This is a genomic window from Thioclava sp. SK-1, assembly GCF_001705665.1.
Taxonomy (GTDB): domain Bacteria; phylum Pseudomonadota; class Alphaproteobacteria; order Rhodobacterales; family Rhodobacteraceae; genus Thioclava.
The window spans coordinates 496233-512380 of the sequence record NZ_MDHA01000032.1 but is presented as its reverse complement, the minus strand read 5'-3'; the positions used below and the strand labels follow the sequence as shown (position 1 = coordinate 512380).

At 56.9% G+C, this 16148-nt stretch carries 17 protein-coding genes and 1 tRNA gene; 15 read left to right on the top strand and 3 right to left on the bottom strand.

Annotation, left to right across the window (positions count from 1 at the left end):
• The first annotated feature begins 294 nt into the window (after positions 1-294).
• The 4 genes from BFP70_RS08585 to BFP70_RS08570 all read left to right on the top strand — a co-directional run bounded on the left by BFP70_RS08585 (position 295) and on the right by BFP70_RS08570 (position 2329).
• Positions 295-663 (top strand): hypothetical protein, encoded by a 369-nt coding sequence (locus tag BFP70_RS08585; RefSeq protein ID WP_066010920.1) that lies wholly within the window; start codon positions 295-297, stop codon positions 661-663.
• A 40-nt stretch (positions 664-703) separates the two neighbouring features.
• Positions 704-1249: a hypothetical protein gene (locus tag BFP70_RS08580; RefSeq protein WP_141693134.1), complete on the top strand. Its 546-nt coding sequence runs from the start codon at positions 704-706 to the stop codon at positions 1247-1249.
• 247 nt (positions 1250-1496) lie between these two features.
• The gene (locus tag BFP70_RS08575; RefSeq protein WP_066010918.1) at positions 1497-1811 is read left to right on the top strand and encodes a hypothetical protein; all 315 of its coding nucleotides are present in this window, start codon (positions 1497-1499) and stop codon (positions 1809-1811) included.
• A 20-nt stretch (positions 1812-1831) separates the two neighbouring features.
• A complete protein-coding gene (locus BFP70_RS08570) occupies positions 1832-2329 on the top strand; it encodes a hypothetical protein (RefSeq protein ID WP_141693133.1) in 498 nt (165 codons plus the stop codon).
• Between the two features lie 125 nt (positions 2330-2454).
• On the opposite strand, the gene BFP70_RS08565 is transcribed toward BFP70_RS08570, so the two are convergent.
• A tRNA-Asn gene (locus BFP70_RS08565) sits at positions 2455-2529 on the bottom strand.
• 372 nt (positions 2530-2901) lie between these two features.
• On the opposite strand from BFP70_RS08565, the gene BFP70_RS08560 reads away from it, so the two are divergent.
• The 11 genes from BFP70_RS08560 to BFP70_RS08515 all read left to right on the top strand — a co-directional run bounded on the left by BFP70_RS08560 (position 2902) and on the right by BFP70_RS08515 (position 13306).
• Positions 2902-3201, top strand: a complete 300-nt coding sequence (locus tag BFP70_RS08560) for a virulence factor (protein ID WP_066010916.1) — start codon at positions 2902-2904, stop codon at positions 3199-3201.
• A 27-nt stretch (positions 3202-3228) separates the two neighbouring features.
• Positions 3229-4137 carry a 5,10-methylenetetrahydrofolate reductase gene (locus BFP70_RS08555; RefSeq protein WP_066010915.1) on the top strand — a complete coding sequence of 303 codons (909 nt, stop codon included), beginning with the start codon at positions 3229-3231 and terminating at the stop codon, positions 4135-4137.
• Positions 4118-5098: a methyltetrahydrofolate cobalamin methyltransferase gene (locus tag BFP70_RS08550; RefSeq protein ID WP_066010914.1), complete on the top strand. Its 981-nt coding sequence runs from the start codon at positions 4118-4120 to the stop codon at positions 5096-5098. Before BFP70_RS08555 ends, BFP70_RS08550 begins: the two co-directional genes overlap by 20 nt.
• A 759-nt stretch (positions 5099-5857) precedes the next feature.
• Positions 5858-7336 carry a DUF2927 domain-containing protein gene (locus tag BFP70_RS08545; RefSeq protein WP_255356643.1) on the top strand — a complete coding sequence of 493 codons (1479 nt, stop codon included), beginning with the start codon at positions 5858-5860 and terminating at the stop codon, positions 7334-7336.
• 31 nt (positions 7337-7367) lie between these two features.
• Positions 7368-7532: a hypothetical protein gene (locus BFP70_RS20995; RefSeq protein WP_176715522.1), complete on the top strand. Its 165-nt coding sequence runs from the start codon at positions 7368-7370 to the stop codon at positions 7530-7532.
• A 19-nt stretch (positions 7533-7551) separates the two neighbouring features.
• Positions 7552-8733 carry a VWA domain-containing protein gene (locus BFP70_RS08540; RefSeq protein ID WP_066010913.1) on the top strand — a complete coding sequence of 394 codons (1182 nt, stop codon included), beginning with the start codon at positions 7552-7554 and terminating at the stop codon, positions 8731-8733.
• Entirely contained in the window at positions 8730-9113 is a 384-nt protein-coding gene (locus BFP70_RS08535; RefSeq protein ID WP_176715521.1) for a hypothetical protein, read from the top strand. Before BFP70_RS08540 ends, BFP70_RS08535 begins: the two co-directional genes overlap by 4 nt.
• On the top strand, positions 9110-9721 hold the full coding sequence (locus BFP70_RS08530; RefSeq protein WP_083217407.1) for a DedA family protein: 612 nt from the start codon (positions 9110-9112) through the stop codon (positions 9719-9721). Before BFP70_RS08535 ends, BFP70_RS08530 begins: the two co-directional genes overlap by 4 nt.
• A gap of 73 nt (positions 9722-9794) precedes the next feature.
• Positions 9795-10493, top strand: coding sequence for a M48 family metallopeptidase (locus tag BFP70_RS08525; RefSeq protein ID WP_066010911.1), 699 nt, complete (start codon positions 9795-9797; stop codon positions 10491-10493).
• 96 nt (positions 10494-10589) lie between these two features.
• A complete protein-coding gene (locus BFP70_RS08520) occupies positions 10590-11918 on the top strand; it encodes a hypothetical protein (protein ID WP_255356642.1) in 1329 nt (442 codons plus the stop codon).
• Positions 11918-13306, top strand: coding sequence for a cytochrome P450 (locus tag BFP70_RS08515; protein WP_066010974.1), 1389 nt, complete (start codon positions 11918-11920; stop codon positions 13304-13306). Before BFP70_RS08520 ends, BFP70_RS08515 begins: the two co-directional genes overlap by 1 nt.
• A 102-nt stretch (positions 13307-13408) precedes the next feature.
• Here the strand turns inward: BFP70_RS08515 and BFP70_RS08510 are convergent, their stop codons facing one another.
• Positions 13409-14878, bottom strand: coding sequence for a carboxypeptidase M32 (locus BFP70_RS08510; protein WP_066010910.1), 1470 nt, complete (start codon positions 14876-14878; stop codon positions 13409-13411).
• 1 nt (position 14879) lies between these two features.
• Positions 14880-16022 carry a heme A synthase gene (ctaA, locus tag BFP70_RS08505; RefSeq protein ID WP_066010909.1) on the bottom strand — a complete coding sequence of 381 codons (1143 nt, stop codon included), beginning with the start codon at positions 16020-16022 and terminating at the stop codon, positions 14880-14882.
• Positions 16023-16148: the final 126 nt, after the last annotated feature.

Sequence of the window (16148 nt, the reverse complement as noted above, 5' to 3'; positions counted from 1 at the left end):
GGCTGGGTCGATTGGTTTAATCACCGGCGCTTGCTCGGCCCTATCGGAAACATACCGCCAGCAGAGGCTGAACAGAACTTCTATGCACAGCGCGACGTGCTCGATATGGTCGCGTGAAATGAAGCTATAGGTCTCCGGTAAACCCGCGGCGATTCAGTATCGTTCGGTTCGGTCGAAAGAAATTGACGCCAGCGAAGCCGGAAAGCTGGCCTATCTGTTGCAAATCATCGCGAAGCTTGCGGAAACCGCCGACTTGGAAGCCAAGCTTCTTGAACTTGAAGCGCGGTCGTAATCATGGCGCTTGCCTCACTGAAAACCCGCATTGAACGCCTTGAAGCCAAGCACAAGGTTGGTGCGAAAATTCTTGGCATTTCAATGGATGGAACACCGATGTGGCGCGAAGTTATGCGCGACGGGGTTCTTCACTGTTTGCCGCGTTATGAACATGACGAATGGGCCGAACGTTGCCGAATGCAACAGGCGGACTTGCAGCAAGCCCTTCGCGGATACGCCAAGCTGTTGAATGACGAAGCCCCGCAAGCCGAAGCCCCCGTCATTGTGGGCACCGTAGCCAACAACCCTGCGCCGCTAAAGCCGGGGCGGAAACAACCTAACTTCGTTCACCTTGCCGACGGCACCGAAATCAAAATCAAAAGGAACTGACTAAATGGCCCTTGTTAATACCCCCCACACACAACGAACCATGCAATTCCTTTCAACGGATGCGGGGCGCAAAGCCCTAATGGGCGACTGGACGAAATACGACGCGACACCTGCAACGAAACTTGCGAAAGTGCATCATGCCGTTGCCGACGCCGCGAAACGGGTTCAAAATCTCGCATTTGATAAGACCCGCACCCCGCCGCAACAGCACCAAGCCGGGCGCAAGGTAGCCGAAGCGACCGTTGCCGAAATCAACAAGACCCGCGCCGAACTAAAGGCTTGGGCCGACAACGAAACCGCCGCCGCAATGGCCGCGATTGATGCAGCTTTGTCGCCCGACATTGGCACCGCCACGCAAGTCGTTCGTTCGGAAATCCGCGCGTTTGTCCTGTCGCGGAAGGGCGACGTTGATTTCGTTTCGGAACTACGGTCGCTTGTCGAAACTGATATTCGCTTTGCGACGGCATTGTTCGAAGCCCCCGCCGCGCTTTCTGGCATTTCTCAAGAACGCTTGGGAACGCTTCGCATTCATGCCGCCGCCGCCCATGCCCCCGAAGCGTCGGCGCGTGTCGTTGCCGCGCAATAAATTGCAGGGCTTGACGCCAAGCTTGCAAACGTCGCCGCCGAAATCCCCCGCGCATTCTTCGACCCCGGCGTTGAAAAGGGCATGAACACGCCGGTTGAAATCGACATGCCGCTTTCGACGGGGGAATGACCATGCCCACATTTGCCGAAACCCAATTGAAAGAACTGTCGGCTTGGCTTGCCGCGTCAAGCGCCGACGAAAAGTCACCTATGGGCTATAGATCGTTTACGGCCCCTATGGGCGGCTTGTGGCCTGCGGGCTGGACGATTTGCCGCCCGACCTGTCGTCGGCTGTCGCTGCGGGCTGTCTGCCCTTGTTGGTGGCCCATGATGTGCCCGCAGCGCCGCTTGTGCCACCGCAGGCGCAGGCCAAGCTAGACGAACGGGCCGCGCATATCGTTTGGCTGTCAGGGGCCGCGCTGTCTGACCCGCTGCGGGGCTTTCCGGCCTGTCGGGTGGTTCGGATCGCCCAAGGGCAAACCATGCGCCAAGCGGCTGTTTCTGCGGGCGTTGATCCCGACGCCGACCGCTTGATTGTGGGCATTCCCGCAGCCTGTTTCTAACGATCTTCCGAAGGGCCAATTTGGAAGCTAACTGCCCCGGTTGCTGCGAAGCGCCGGGGTCTTTTTTCGTTGTAAAATTCGAAGCTTCCGTTGACTATCACGCGCAACAAATAGCGATGGAAATTCGAATAGCACTTAAGCCCCTGATTTGGAACGGTCACGTCTATACATTGCATATTCGCCGTCATTGGAACGCATTCTTCGCCTATGCACCTTTCTACGAAATTCTGGCACCACGCATTGATAAAGTGCTTCCGCAGGGCGCGGGCTATCATATCCAAGGGCTTTACGAACTTGTTGACGGTGCGCGGGACTACTTCGACAATTTCGATAACTTCTGGTCTTACTCTTGCAGCCTTTGCGACCAATATTGCGACTTCTATGTGATGGAACGACCGCGTGAAGGGAACACCTTCGCCGAATTTCATAGCACTTACATTAACGACCGAACCGCCGTTCAAGACTTCGCTAAGGCGTCGCGGGGCTATGTCGGGCCGGATGAATGGAAATTGACCTAGCATTCGTTCACGAATGCGTGATCTCTTCCAGCCTGTAGCAGCGCCCAAAGGGCGCTAAAGAACTGTGAGTATGTTGTTAGCAGGTTTTGTGGTTTGCCAATTTTCCCAATGAAATCAAAGGTAATTGGCTCCGGCGGTAGGGATCGAACCTACGACCAATTGATTAACAGTCAACTGCTCTACCGCTGAGCTACGCCGGAACACGAGGCGCTGTATAGACGTGAGATTCTCGGCGCGCAAGTGTTTTCACCACCCTCATGCGGAAAATTATGCCGGGAAAAATCTGCCCATTATTGTCACTGGGAAGACCGTTTCTTGCCCCCTGCCCTTATTGGTCGATCGGGGGGGGATGACACTCGCGCCGAGCTGCGCTGCGTAGGCTTTCGCTGAGCAATCCACACAGCAGAGCGTTCATCTTCTATATGCGAAAGTTTCAACGCAGCGTGGCTAGCCCCGGCCCCGACACGCAGGTATGAACAAGGCAGAGGTCGCTTGGCGACCGAAAACCGTCGCGATCGCTCCTGATATTTGGGTGGCTGTCAGCGATGCTGAACCATCGGAAAGGATTCGATATGGCACAGATCACCATCGTTTACTGGCGCGACATTCCCGCGCAGGTGATTGCAGGCAAAGGTCGGCGCGGGGTCAAAAAGCCCCTGCCCGAACGGTTTGAACAGGCCATTGACCGGGTTGCGATGAAAATCGGCGCCAAAGATGCAGATGCCTATCTGGCCGAATGGCGCAAACAGCCCAGTGGTGAAGTCGAAGGCTCTGACGAAGAGGCAGCCTTGGCCACCGTCGATCGTCTTTTATCCGAATATGACAGCACGCGCCTGAAGGCGCTGATCGACGGTGACGGCCGCGAGGGTTGATCCGTCTTTATCCAAGGAGAAAGACCGATGGCCATCGTGAATTTTCAACCCAGATGCGCAGCGCCCAATGTGTTACACCCTTTTCTTCAGGGCTGCTCCATTGAGGTCATGCCGCGCACCCTTGCGAAAATTGACGATCTTTCCGGTTTGATGCCTGATGGCACGCGGATCTACATTGCCCATATCGACGGCACTGGGATTGACGATATGGTGTCTGCAGCGCGCCGGATCCATCAGGCAGGGTTCACCCCGATGCCGCATATTCCGGCGCGATTGGTGCAAGACCACGCGCAGCTGCGCCAATGGGTACGCCGCTATCAGTCAGAGGCAGGCGTGACACAGGCGCTGCTGCTGGCAGGCGGGATCAAACAGCCCAAAGGCATGTTCGACAACGCAATTCAACTGCTGGACAGTGGCGCGTTTGATGGGTTTGACCGGTTGCATGTCGCAGGCCACCCCGAAGGCAGCCGCGATATTGATCCCGATGGCGGCGACACAGCCGTGATGCAGGCACTGGCGTTCAAACAGGCCTTTGCCGATCGCTCGGATGCAAAGATGGCGCTGGTGACACAGTTTGTCTTCGACGCCGATCCGGTTATCTCCTGGGCGGAAGGTCTTCGAACCAAAGGGATCACGATGCCTATTCACGTTGGGCTTGCAGGGCCGGCAAAACTGCAAGCCTTGATCAAATTCGCCGTGGCCTGTGGCGTCGGCCCGTCGCTATCAGTGTTGCAAAAACGCGCCCGCGATGTGACCAAGCTGCTCAAACCCTTTGAACCAACCGAAATTGCCACGCGCCTGGCCCGATATAAGGCCGCGCATCCCAATAGCCTGATTGAGGCTGCACATTTCTTCCCGCTTGGCGGGATCACGACAAATGCGACATGGATCGCACATCACAGGAAAGACCAGCACTATGACCCGCACCGTCCTTGAGTCCAAATCCAAGACCGTCACCATCGGCTTTGACGAACCCTTCTGCGTGATTGGAGAGCGGATCAACCCGACCGGCCGCAAGAAGCTGGCTGCTGAATTGGAACAGGGTGATTTTTCCACTGTAGAAATGGACGCGTTGGAACAGGTATTGTGCGGTGCAACCGTGCTAGATATCAATTCTGGCGCCGTATTTTCCAACAAAATGGCCGAAGACCCCCGCTATGCGGATAACAACTTTGTTGAGCCACCACTGATGCGCGAACTTTGCGCCCGCGTCCAAGCGATCACGGATGTGCCGCTGTGTATCGACAGCTCGGTGCCCGAGGCGCTGAAAGCGGGCTTGGAAACATGCGAGGGTCGGCCGCTGGTGAACTCTGTCACAGGGGAGGAAGACCGGCTTGAAACAGTTCTACCATTGATCAAAAAATACAATGTGCCAGTGGTCGCCATTTCAAATGATGACACCGGAATTTCTGACGATCCCGAGGTGCGCTTTGCTGTCGCAAAAAAGATTGTCGAGCGTGCAGCTGATTTTGGTATTCCAGCGCATGATATCGTGGTGGACCCGCTGGTTATGCCAATCGGCGCCAAAGCTACGGCAGGCCGCCAGGTCTTTGCGTTGGTGCACAAGCTGCGGACCGAATTGGGCGTGAACACCAGCTGCGGTGCCTCCAATATCTCTTTTGGCCTACCCAATCGTCACGGGATCAACGCGGCATTCTTGCCGATGGCGATCGGTGCGGGCATGACCTCTGCAATTATGAACCCTGTCCGCTCGGTCGAGATGGAGGCCGTGCGCGCCGCGAACCTGTTGATGGATCATGATGAAAACGGAATGCAGTGGATCCGTTTGGCCAAGGTGATTGAGGCAATGAAGGCCGGCGCAACTTTTGCAGAGGCCTCAAAAGCCGCTGCTGCTGCCGGTGCGGGCCGCCGTGGGGGCCGCCGCGGTCGCAGCTGATCCCGCCTATTGATGCTCAAGATAAGACCCGCGTCGCTATGGCGCGGGTTTTTTCATGGCTAAATATCTATATGTGGCCCGAAATATGCGACTTTCACAGCACGTATTAACACTTTGTCAATAATTTGCGGTCAATGTCATGATTGCTGCAAAATTGTCGATGGGGTGGCAGACCCATCGCACCGATTGAACCTGTGTCAATTTTCAGCCCTTGGTGATCCACGAGCGGTGCTTATTGGGCAGCGTTTAACTAAATTCCCCCAAAGCTCCGCAAAAGCTGACCCTTACGTCACCTTGATGGATGCGGATTTTGTTCTGACTGAACGTATAAAGATGTGTGTCGGCGCAAAAGCACCCCTACTGTTCCCCCTATATGACCGCTCTATTCGCCTCCAAGACGAATCATTTCCGCAACAGGCGGCGTATTTTTCGGCATCCAGGGAAAGAACAAGCAAGGAACATCTGTGCCCCGGAAAAATTCACTCCAATAAGTTCCATAAAAATTGTGAAACAATCTGTTTTTAAATTCGCACCATGAGGGCAAGTTTACACAATTTTCAAACCAGTCTGTTTCCAAAAACGTTAACGAATCGGGGTGGGTATGAAACTTCGTTAACCTTTAGACCGAAATATGGCTATATCTTGTTGTTGAAACAGCCCGCGCCACAAATCCACACCAAAGGTAAACGAAAGATTTACTCCAGAAGGCTCACTCAGTAGCCTGTCGTTGGGGTAAAAATTAAGGGGGAACGCACTGCCATGCGTTTTCAATATGTGCCGCTCGCGGCAGGTTTCGCTATGCGCAAACCTGTCCGGGCAATGCGTTCGGCATCGTTCGGACGCAATCGTAAACTAGTGACTGTGTTATCTGTTTTGGCCATCAGCGCGGGGCTAAGTGCCTGCACTGTGAACCCACAAATGGAAGCACCAACGGCACGGGCGTCATCTGCCGCCATCTCTATGCCGCTGAATGATCCTTCAACGGGTCTGTCGCTGCCTGCCTTGCCGCGCGAATCCATCTTGGGCAATAGCCTGATGGCACGCGACTTCATGGAGCTGGGCTTCCAGTTGGAATCGGGGCGCCCTTTGGCGCGTTTCACCCGGTTTGAGGGGCCAATCACCATTTCTCTGGCCGGGCCTGCCCCCGGTCAGGCGGGACAGGACCTATCACAACTGGTCTCTCGGCTGCGTAACGAAGCAGGTATCGCGATTAGCACCGGAACCGGTGCAGGCAACCATATTACCGTAGAGTTCGTGCCGAAGCGTCAGCTGCGCGCTGCTGTGCCAAATGTGGCCTGTTTCGTAGTGCCAAATGTGTCCAGCTTTGCTGAGTATAAGGCCGAACGCCGCTCTGGCCTGACAGACTGGACCCGGGTGACACAGCGCCGCACGGCCGCCGTGTTTGTCCCCGCACAGGCCGCACCGCAAGAAATCCGCGACTGCCTGCATGAAGAAGTTTCGCAGGCGCTGGGACCGCTGAATGACAGCTACCGCCTGCCCGACACGGTGTGGAATGATGACAATTTCAACTCGGTTCTGACGCGCCATGACATGACAATCTTGCGCGCATGGTATGATCCCGCACTGCAGTCAGGTATGAGCCAACCAGAAGTGCTCTCGGCCCTTCCCGGCGTTCTATCGCGCGTCAATCCTGCCGGCGGCTCTGTCACCCGATTGATCGAGGACAAAACGCCCAACAGCTTCACCAATGCTGTGTCGCGCGCCATGAGCGCGGGCTCCACCCGGTCACGCCAATCTGCGGCCCAACAGGCAATTCAGATCGCCGCCGCACAGGGGTGGACTGACAGCCGCGCAGGCTTTGCCAATTTCATCATGGGCCGACTGACGCTGAATAGCGATCCGTCGACTGCGCTGCGCTCCTTCTTAAAGGCTGCGGAATATTACAGCGCGACTCCAGGGGCCTATATGCAAAGCGCCCATGTCGATATGCAGCTTGCAACATTCGCCCTGGCCTCGGGGCGCAGCGACCAGGCCCTGTCCCTGACACAGCGCGCCTTGCGCCCCGCCCTGCGCACCAAAGACGCCGCGTTGATGTCGACCTTATATATGATCCGGGCCGAAGCCTTTGGTCAGCAAGGTAATCAAGGACAGGCAGCACAAGCACGGGTCGACAGCCAGAACTGGGCACGTTATGGATTTGGGTCAGATACCGTGGCCCAATCCCGTGCCGCAGAGGTTGCCGCCCTTGCCCGGGCTGGAAGCCGTCGCTTGAACTAGGTGCGGATCATCGCGCCGAAAAGGAGGCACGATGATCGTCGTCGCTGCACTAATTATAGGTGCCATTATTGGCAACCGCCGCGCCCGTTCGCGCGGCGGTAACACCATGGACAGGGTCCAATTTGCCAGCGTCTATGCCATTTGCTTTGCCTTGGTAGCGCTGTTTGTGACCATTGTCGTCGGACGGTCATTCTAGGTGGCACGGGGGCTACGTAATGTTCTTGCCCTTTTTTGACAGTTTACGCCGCCATCAGGTTCCTGTCTCGTTGCGTGAATATCTGAGCTTCCTGGAGGGTCTTGCCGCGGGGCTATGCACCTATGATGCCGATGGGTTCTATTATTTCGCCCGTGCAGTGATGGTCAAAGATGAACGCCATCTGGATCGCTTTGATCAAGCATTTTCTCATAGTTTCAAGGGCCTTGAAGGCATAACTTCAGACGAAGTCTTAAATGCGATTGATCTTCCTGAAGATTGGCTGACCAAGCTGGCTGAAAAGACCCTCTCTGCCGAAGAGAAAGCCGCCATCGAAGCCGCTGGTGGGTTTGATAAATTGATGGCGACGCTTAAGCAGCGTTTGGCCGATCAAAAGGGCCGTCATCAAGGCGGGTCCAAATGGGTTGGCACGGCGGGCACATCGCCCTTTGGCGCCTATGGCTACAACCCCGAAGGCGTTCGCATTGGCCAGGACAAGTCACGCCACCAGCGTGCAGTCAAAGTCTGGGACAAGCGTGAATTTCGTGATTTTGACGGGGATGTCGAACTGGGAACCCGCAATATCAAAGTGGCACTGAAGCGGCTGCGCCACTGGGCACGGTCGGGCGCGCAAGAGGAGCTGGACCTGCCCGGCACCATCCGCGCCTCGGCCGAGGCCGGTCATATTGACGTAAAAACCCAGCCAGAACGGCACAATGCTGTCAAAGTCGTGTTGTTCTTGGATGTTGGCGGGTCCATGGATGCGCATATCGCGCTTGTGCAAGAGCTGTTCTCGGCCGCCAAAGCCGAATTCAAACATATGGAGCACTGGTATTTCCACAATTGCCTGTATGAGGGGGTGTGGCGTGACAATCATCGGCGCTGGGACCAACAAATACCAACATGGGACCTTTTGCATCGATACGGGTCTGATTATAAATGCATTTTCGTTGGTGACGCATCCATGAGCCCCTATGAGATCAGCCATCGCGGCGGGGCGAATGAACATTGGAATGATGAGGCAGGACATGTCTGGTTGGACCGCGCGGCGCAACAATGGCCCGCGCATGTCTGGTTAAACCCGGTGCCAAAGCCGCAGTGGCGATACACCCAATCCATTGCAATGATAGAAAATATTTTTCCTCAGCGTATGTTTCCGCTGACGTTGGATGGGATCACGCAGGCGATGAAGGTCATGACATGAGACCCTGTTTGCGGCATATCATACGAATTTGGGCACATCATAAAATTCTTAGCATCGTGTTTGTCGTCGCAGTGACGCTTACCGCGACCTATGCCGTTCGCACAATCGATCATGCGCTCTATTGGTCTGACCCAAAGAATGTCGAACGCGCACCAGAGGCCTGGATGACCACCGGATATCTGGCACGCAGCTGGAATGTAGACCGCAACGACGTTGCAAACGTGTTACAGGTTGATCCGCATAAAAAACAACGGATCAAAGACATAGCGCGCAAACGTGACATCCCGGTTGAGGTTTTGCTGAACGAATTGCGCATGGCGCTGCCCAATCTGCCAGACATGTCCAAACACGGCACATCGACAAAGGATCGCAAAGAATGATCGCACAGATCAGCGATCAGGTCTTGGCCTTGCTGCCAATTTACGGGCCGTGGCTGGTGGGGGCGGTCACCTTCCTAAGCTGCTTGGCTATGCCGATGCCTGCATCTTTGGTAATGATCGCAGGTGGGGCCTTTGTGGCATCGGGCGATTTGGCCCTATGGTCCGTGGCCGGATCTGCCGTCATCGGCGCAGTTTTCGGGGATATGAGCGGCTATTTGATCGGTCGTCGGTTCAGCCATTTGTTGCCCGGCCCGGATCATCCGCGTGGCCGTCTGTTGGCGCGCGCAGTCACACGGCTGCAAGCGCGCGGCGCAGCGACCGTCTACCTAAGCCGCTGGTTGTTTTCGCCGCTTGGCCCCTATGTGAATTTTGCCGCTGGGGCGACGCGCTATCATCGCCGGCTTTTTATGCTCTCTGCTGCAGCGGGTGAGATTACCTGGGTGGGCATTTATACCATGATGGGCGTATTCTTTGGCGCTAACCTGTCGGCGGCGGCGGCCTTGGCCAGCGATGTTTTGGGAATGATTGCCGCCGGCACCGTCGCGCTGGCGCTGGGATGGTGGCTGTGGAATGTTGCCAAATCATCCGGAGGGACACCCGAGCAATGACGGCCCTGCCCCAAACCGCTGACATCCGACGCGCACGCACGCAAGTGAAACGCCCAACCATGATCGCATTGCCATGATACGTTTTTTGCCACTATTGCTGATTTTTCTGACCGGTCTGGCCATGTGGATGTTTTCCGCGCGCCAGATGCGGCGCAAGTTGAACGCCGCCTCCTATCTGCTAGACGATCCCCAACTCGCCGCGCATTTCACGCCTTTGGCGCGGGCGTTGGACCTGCCAAAAATCCCCGTGCTGATTTACGATATTGCGCCGATCAACGGTTTGGCCGATGCGGATGGCCGGGTTTTCATTACCCGCGGGTTTCTTGAAAAATACCGTCAAAGCATCGTGACAGGAGATGAAATCGCTTCGGTGGTGGCGCATGAGCTGGGGCATGTTGCGTTGGGCCATTCCAAACGGCGCATGATGGATTTCACCGGGCAAAATATCCTGCGGCTATTGCTGACTACTGTGTTGGGACGGTTTATCCCCTTCATTGGCCCGTGGTTGGCAAATATGGCCACAAGCGCGCTGGCCGCACGGCTTAGTCAACGTGACGAGTTCGAGGCGGATGAATTCGCCTCCGCCTTATTGATCAAAGCAGGCATGGGAACTGAGCCGCAAATCAGCCTGTTTCGTAAACTGGACCAGCTGTCGCAATCTGGCGCAGCCACCAGCCCGCCTGCCTGGCTGATGACGCATCCAAAAACGACCGATCGGATCACCGCGATTGAACGCAACACCCTGAAGTGGCACGCCCCGCGAAACCTATAGCGCCAGCCACCAGATTTTTCGCTGCGCCATCGCGATAGGTCTTTGATCTCCACGCGATGGCCCTAAGATGCACAGGTGCTTTTGGACCGGATAAACGTGACACAGACCAACCGACCCTTTGATCAAGTGCGCAGACGCCGCGTGTTTTATATCCCCGGCTATGATCCAATTCATCCCCGCCGGTATCGCGAATTATATCGCAAAGAAGCCGCGCGCCAGGCGGAGGTTTCCGGATATGAAATTCGCCTATCGCCCAAGACCCCGGGCACGGGCCGCTATGGCTGGCATTTAAGCGCCACCCAAGATGGGATGACAACCGAGACGGATATGGACGTTCTGGTCTGGTCGGATATTGTGCGCGGCTCGATGGGGGCATCGATTGCAGCAACCTATGCGCAATTGGCGCGCACCGCCTGGATTTACCTATCAACAGGCACCTTGCGCAGATTGGCCGGGCTGCGATTGGCCCCGATTGCCGCCGCGCTGTATCCGGTGTTGGTGCTATTGGCGCAGCTGCTGTGTGCGGTGATGGTTGCCGGGGCTACGATATGGATGATGTGGGCGGCGATCAATTATTTTGCCATGCAAGCCCTGACGATGGCAGCTGTTCGCGTGGCGCTGATCACAGCCTCTGCGGTGGCGGGCATCGGGATTGTCTGGGGCGTCTTGCGGTGGTTTCGCAAGATCGACAACCGGATATATGCCTATTATCTGATGCATGATTATGCCTTTACGGCGCGGTGGCGTGGCGCCTATCCTGCGGCATTAGAACAAAGGATGGCGATATTTCGCGGCCAAATCGCGGCCGCTTTGCGTGAAAACTGGGATGAGGTATTGGTTGTCGGTCATAGCTCTGGCGCGCATATCGGCATATCGATCCTTGCGGATGTCATCAAAGCAATGCCCAACCAAGGAGGCGCTGCACCCCCCATCGAGGGGGCCACAGCGCCGGGGACGGCGACGCCGCCCCCAACCCAGCCCCCAGCACTTGCGCTACTGACATTGGGTCATGTGGTTCCGATGCTATCATTTCTGCCCCGCGCACAAAGACTACGGCGCGATTTGCATAACCTGTCGGCCAGTGATGCGCTGACATGGGTTGATGTGACCGCGCAGGGCGATGGCTGCACATTCGCGCTTGTGGATCCTGTGGCTGTGACCGGGGTTGCGCCCAAGGCCCAGAAATGGCCGTTGGTTTTCTCTGCAGCTTTTTCGCAAACCATGTCGCAGGCAGAATGGGCGCAAGCGCGGCGGCGATATTTTTCCCTGCATTTTCAATATTTATGCGCCTTTGCCCGACCGCGTGATTATGATTACTTTCGTATCACTGCTGGCCCGCTGACATTGGCGCAACGCTATCACGATCGCCCATCTTCAAAAAACCGCATCACCCGCGTAGCAAACCGCTTCAGGGATATGGCATGATGCTTCCGCCCAAACCCACACCACGGCCCGACAAAGTTTCACTGTGGCAATATTTCAAATTGTTTCGCAAAGACATCTTGTCAGCGCAGCCGGCACGGCTGTACCGCGCCTGGATGGCCGAGTTCAAAACGCCCTTTTTCCGGTCATATCTGTGCAATGATCCTGAGCTGGTGGATCTGGTGCTGCGCCGCAGGCCCGAGGATTTCCCAAAATCAGAAAGGATCGGCAAAGGGCTGCGGCCTTTGCTGCGCGACTCTGTCTTTTTGACAAATGGTCCGGCATGGGCGCGGCAGCGGCGCATTATTGACCCCGCCTTTGAAGGCGGGCGCTTACGTGACACATTACCCGCCATGTGGGCGGCGGGTGAGGCCTGTGTCACCCGGCTGAAGGCGCAAGCGAAAGACACCGACGCCACTGGTTTGGATATCGAGGCCGAGACTTCACATGCGGCGGCAGATGTGATTTTTCGCACGTTATTTTCAATTCCGATCGAAGATCAGACCGCCTCTGCCGTGTTTCAGGAGTTTCGCGCCCATCAAAAAACCGCACCGGTGGCAAATCTGGCGGCGTTGCTGCCCTGGCCGCGCTGGATGCCCCATCCCCATCGCAAAGAAACACGCAGCACCGCCCGGCGCATCCGCTTGCTGATTGAAACATTGACCCTTGGACGGGCTGAAACCATCGCGCGGGGGACCGCCCCTGATGATCTGGCCACCAAGATCATGACAACACCGGATCCGCTAACCGGGATGTGTTTTGATACAGAGGAAATGGTCGATCAGGTGGCGATCTTCTTTTTGGCCGGGCATGAGACATCGGCTTCGGCATTGGCATGGGCGCTTTATCTGCTGGCCAGCCATCCACATTGGCAAGATGCCGTAGCGGCAGAGGCCGCCACCTTACCAGCACAGGCAGATATGGCTGCTTTGGGTCGGTTGAAGCTTACCCGCGCTGTGTTTCGCGAGGCCATGCGGTTGTACCCCCCAGTGCCAATGATGGTGCGTGAGACAAGCTGTCCTGAGCATTTTCGTGACCGCGATGTGCCGAAAAAGGCACAGATTGTCATCTCGCCCTGGCATTTGCACCGGCATGCGCGTCTGTGGGACAATCCCGATGGGTTTGACCCAGCGCGATGGCAAACGGAAAATGGCAAAGCCTGTCAGCGCAGCGCCTATATACCGTTTTCGGCAGGCACGCGGGTTTGCCCCGGTGCCGGGTTTGCGATGGCAGAAGGTCCCTTGCTATTGGCGATGTTGGTCCGGGCATTTCGCTTTGACCCGGTGGACGGGCGCGCGCCTGTGCCGGTTGCGCATCTGACGGTACGCGGAGAAGACGGGATCTGGCTGCGGGTTGAGCCGCGCGAGGTTCATCCGCGCGGCTCAACCTGAGTACGGAAATTAGGGGCGCTGCCCCTTTTGGGCCTTTGGCCCAATTCACCCCGGGATATTTTGGGCAAGATGAATTGAGCCAAAGTTCGTAAGCACGTCACGCTACAGCTGATAGATAGCGGTGAATTTGTCTTCGAGCTGCGCCAAGAGTGGTGCTTCGTCTGGCGCGCAGCCGCACGCATGCGCAATCGTGTCACGTGGATTGCGCAACGCGCCATGATGTTGCACATGTTCGCGCAGCCAAGCGGTGGCTGGGCTGGCATCGCCGCGCTCCAGATGCGTGTCAATTTGGGGTACGGCATGCCGGAGCTGTTGATTAAGGCAGCCAGCATAGACATTTCCAAGCGCATAGGTCGGAAAATAACCAAACAGTCCGACGGGCCAATGTACGTCTTGTAAAAAACCATTCGAAGGTTTGTCGACCTGCAATCCGAAATCATCGTTGAAACGCGCGTTCCAGGCCTCTTCCAGGTCAGCGACATCAAGACGGCCTGCGATCAGATCACGCTCTAGATCGAAGCGCAGCATGATATGCAGATTATATTGCAGCTCATCGGATTCGGTGCGGATGAACCCTGGCGCGACCCGGTTGACGGTTGCATAAAAATCCTGTGGCTTGGCAATGCCAAAGTCACCGAAACTCTTTTTCATCTGACCAAACAGCCAGGCGGTAAAGGGCGCGGAACGGCCCAATTGATTTTCATAGATCCGGCTTTGCGATTCATGGACGCCCATCGACACGCCTTCGCCCAGCGGCGTGAAATTATAGGCCTGATCGATGCTTTGTTCGTAGCAGGCGTGTCCAACTTCGTGAATCGTTGAGTAGATACAGTTGAACGGGTCGTTTTCGGCCACTCGGGTTGTGATGCGGGCGTCATTGCCGCCGCCCGATGAGAACGGGTGCACAGCCAGATCCAGACGCCCCCGCGTCCAGTCATAGCCGAAGGCTGTGGCACAAAGCCGTGCGATATGCATTTGCTGATCGGCCGGGAAGTTATGGTTCAGCGCTTTGGGCTGCGCTGCAGCGCCACGCACACGGTCCAACAGCGCGGTCAGGCGCGGGCGCATGCGGTCAAATATCTGCGCTATTTCGACCTGCGTTGTGCCCGGTTCGTAATCTTCCAGCAGCGCATCATATGGGTCGCCATCTGACAGGGCCTGTGCCTCTTCTCGTTTAAGGGCAACGACCTGTGACAATGTGGGTAAAAAAGCGCCGGCATCCTCGTCCGCGCGGGCGCGTGCCCAAACCCCCTGTGACAGCGACGTCAGCCGCGCCAATTCTGTTGCCAAACGCGCAGGGATGCGGGTTGTACGGGCATAGCTGCGCGCGGTCAGTTCCAAGATACGCGCCTGTGCCGGGGTTTGCGCCTGTGCCCGGTCCAGCCAATCAGGGAGCCGCGGATCGGTGCGCCGCGCGTGGAGGATGGATTCCAGCGCGGCCATTTCTTCGGCACGGTCGTCAGATGCACCGCGCGGCATAACGGTTTCCTGATCCCAACCGGTGCGCATCGACACGCGCGACAGTGCCTGTGTGTCACGAAGAAACTGCGATAGCTCTTGGAACGCGGTCATATCAGGCCCCTCTGACGGATTGAACGATGGGATAACGGGCGTGGTGGCGGGCACGCAAGATCATCACCCACAACAGCACCGCGCCGAATTGATGGGCCAGCCCCAAATGAACCGGCGCACCATGCAGCAAGGTCACGACGCCCAGCACGACTTGCAACAGCAACATCGCCCCCATCAGCAAGAAGGCCTGACGCGTGTTCGGATGCGCAGAACGGCGCGCCTTGAGCACCGTGACAACCCCAAAGGCGAACAGCAGATACCCGACAATGCGGTGATTGAACTGCACCAAAGCAGCGTTTTCAAAGAAATTCTTCCACAAGGGCACTTCGGAGAACGGATCGGGCGGCAAGATATATCCCCCCATCAGCGGCCAATCGGTATAGCCCCGCCCGGCATCAATGCCTGCGGTTAACGCCCCCAGAAGGATTTGCACGAAGGCCAGATGCAACATCCCTGTGGCCATGCCAAACAGCTTGGGTTCTGCGAGACGCCGTGCCTGAAGCAAAGCCGCCTCACTGCGTGACAGCTGCATCGCATACCATGCGATCAACCCAAGAATAACGAAGGCCAGCCCCAAATGCACCGCCAAGCGGTAAGACGCTACGGCCACCATCTCTCCGGTCAGGCCCGAAGACACCATCCACCAGCCGATCGCGCCTTGCAATCCGCCCAATACCCCAAGGCCCAGAAGGCGCGGCACCCAGCCCGTGGGAAAGCGCCCCGCAATCCAGAACCCAAAGAACCCCAGCGCCCAGACCAGCCCAATAACCCGACCCAGCTGACGATGGCCCCATTCCCACCAGTAAATTCCCTTGAATTCCTGCAAGGTCATATTGGCGTTCAGCAGCTCATATTGTGGGATCTGCTGATAGTTCTGGAATTCTGCCGCCCAATCTTCCGGCGTCATCGGCGGCACAGCGCCCGACAACGGCTTCCATTCGGTGATCGACAATCCGCTATCTGTCAGCCGCGTTGCCCCACCCACGGCGATCATGGTCAAGACCAGCACGAATAGCACCGCAAGCCAGGCCCGAATGCCCCGGCGGGCCCCGCGCGATTTGGCATTGATCATGCCACCTTTTAAGGCCGGGGCGGCTTTGACATCACTGCCGACCTCTTCAAAGATGCTGCGCTTTTGGCTCATATATGCTCTCCTTCGGGCCCGGCACAAATGGGGGCGCCGCACAAACTAGGCGGCACAGCACAGGCGTTCAAGCGGGTTTGCCCCATGATGGGTCCTGCACAGCTGTTTCCGGGGCAATTGGTCGCA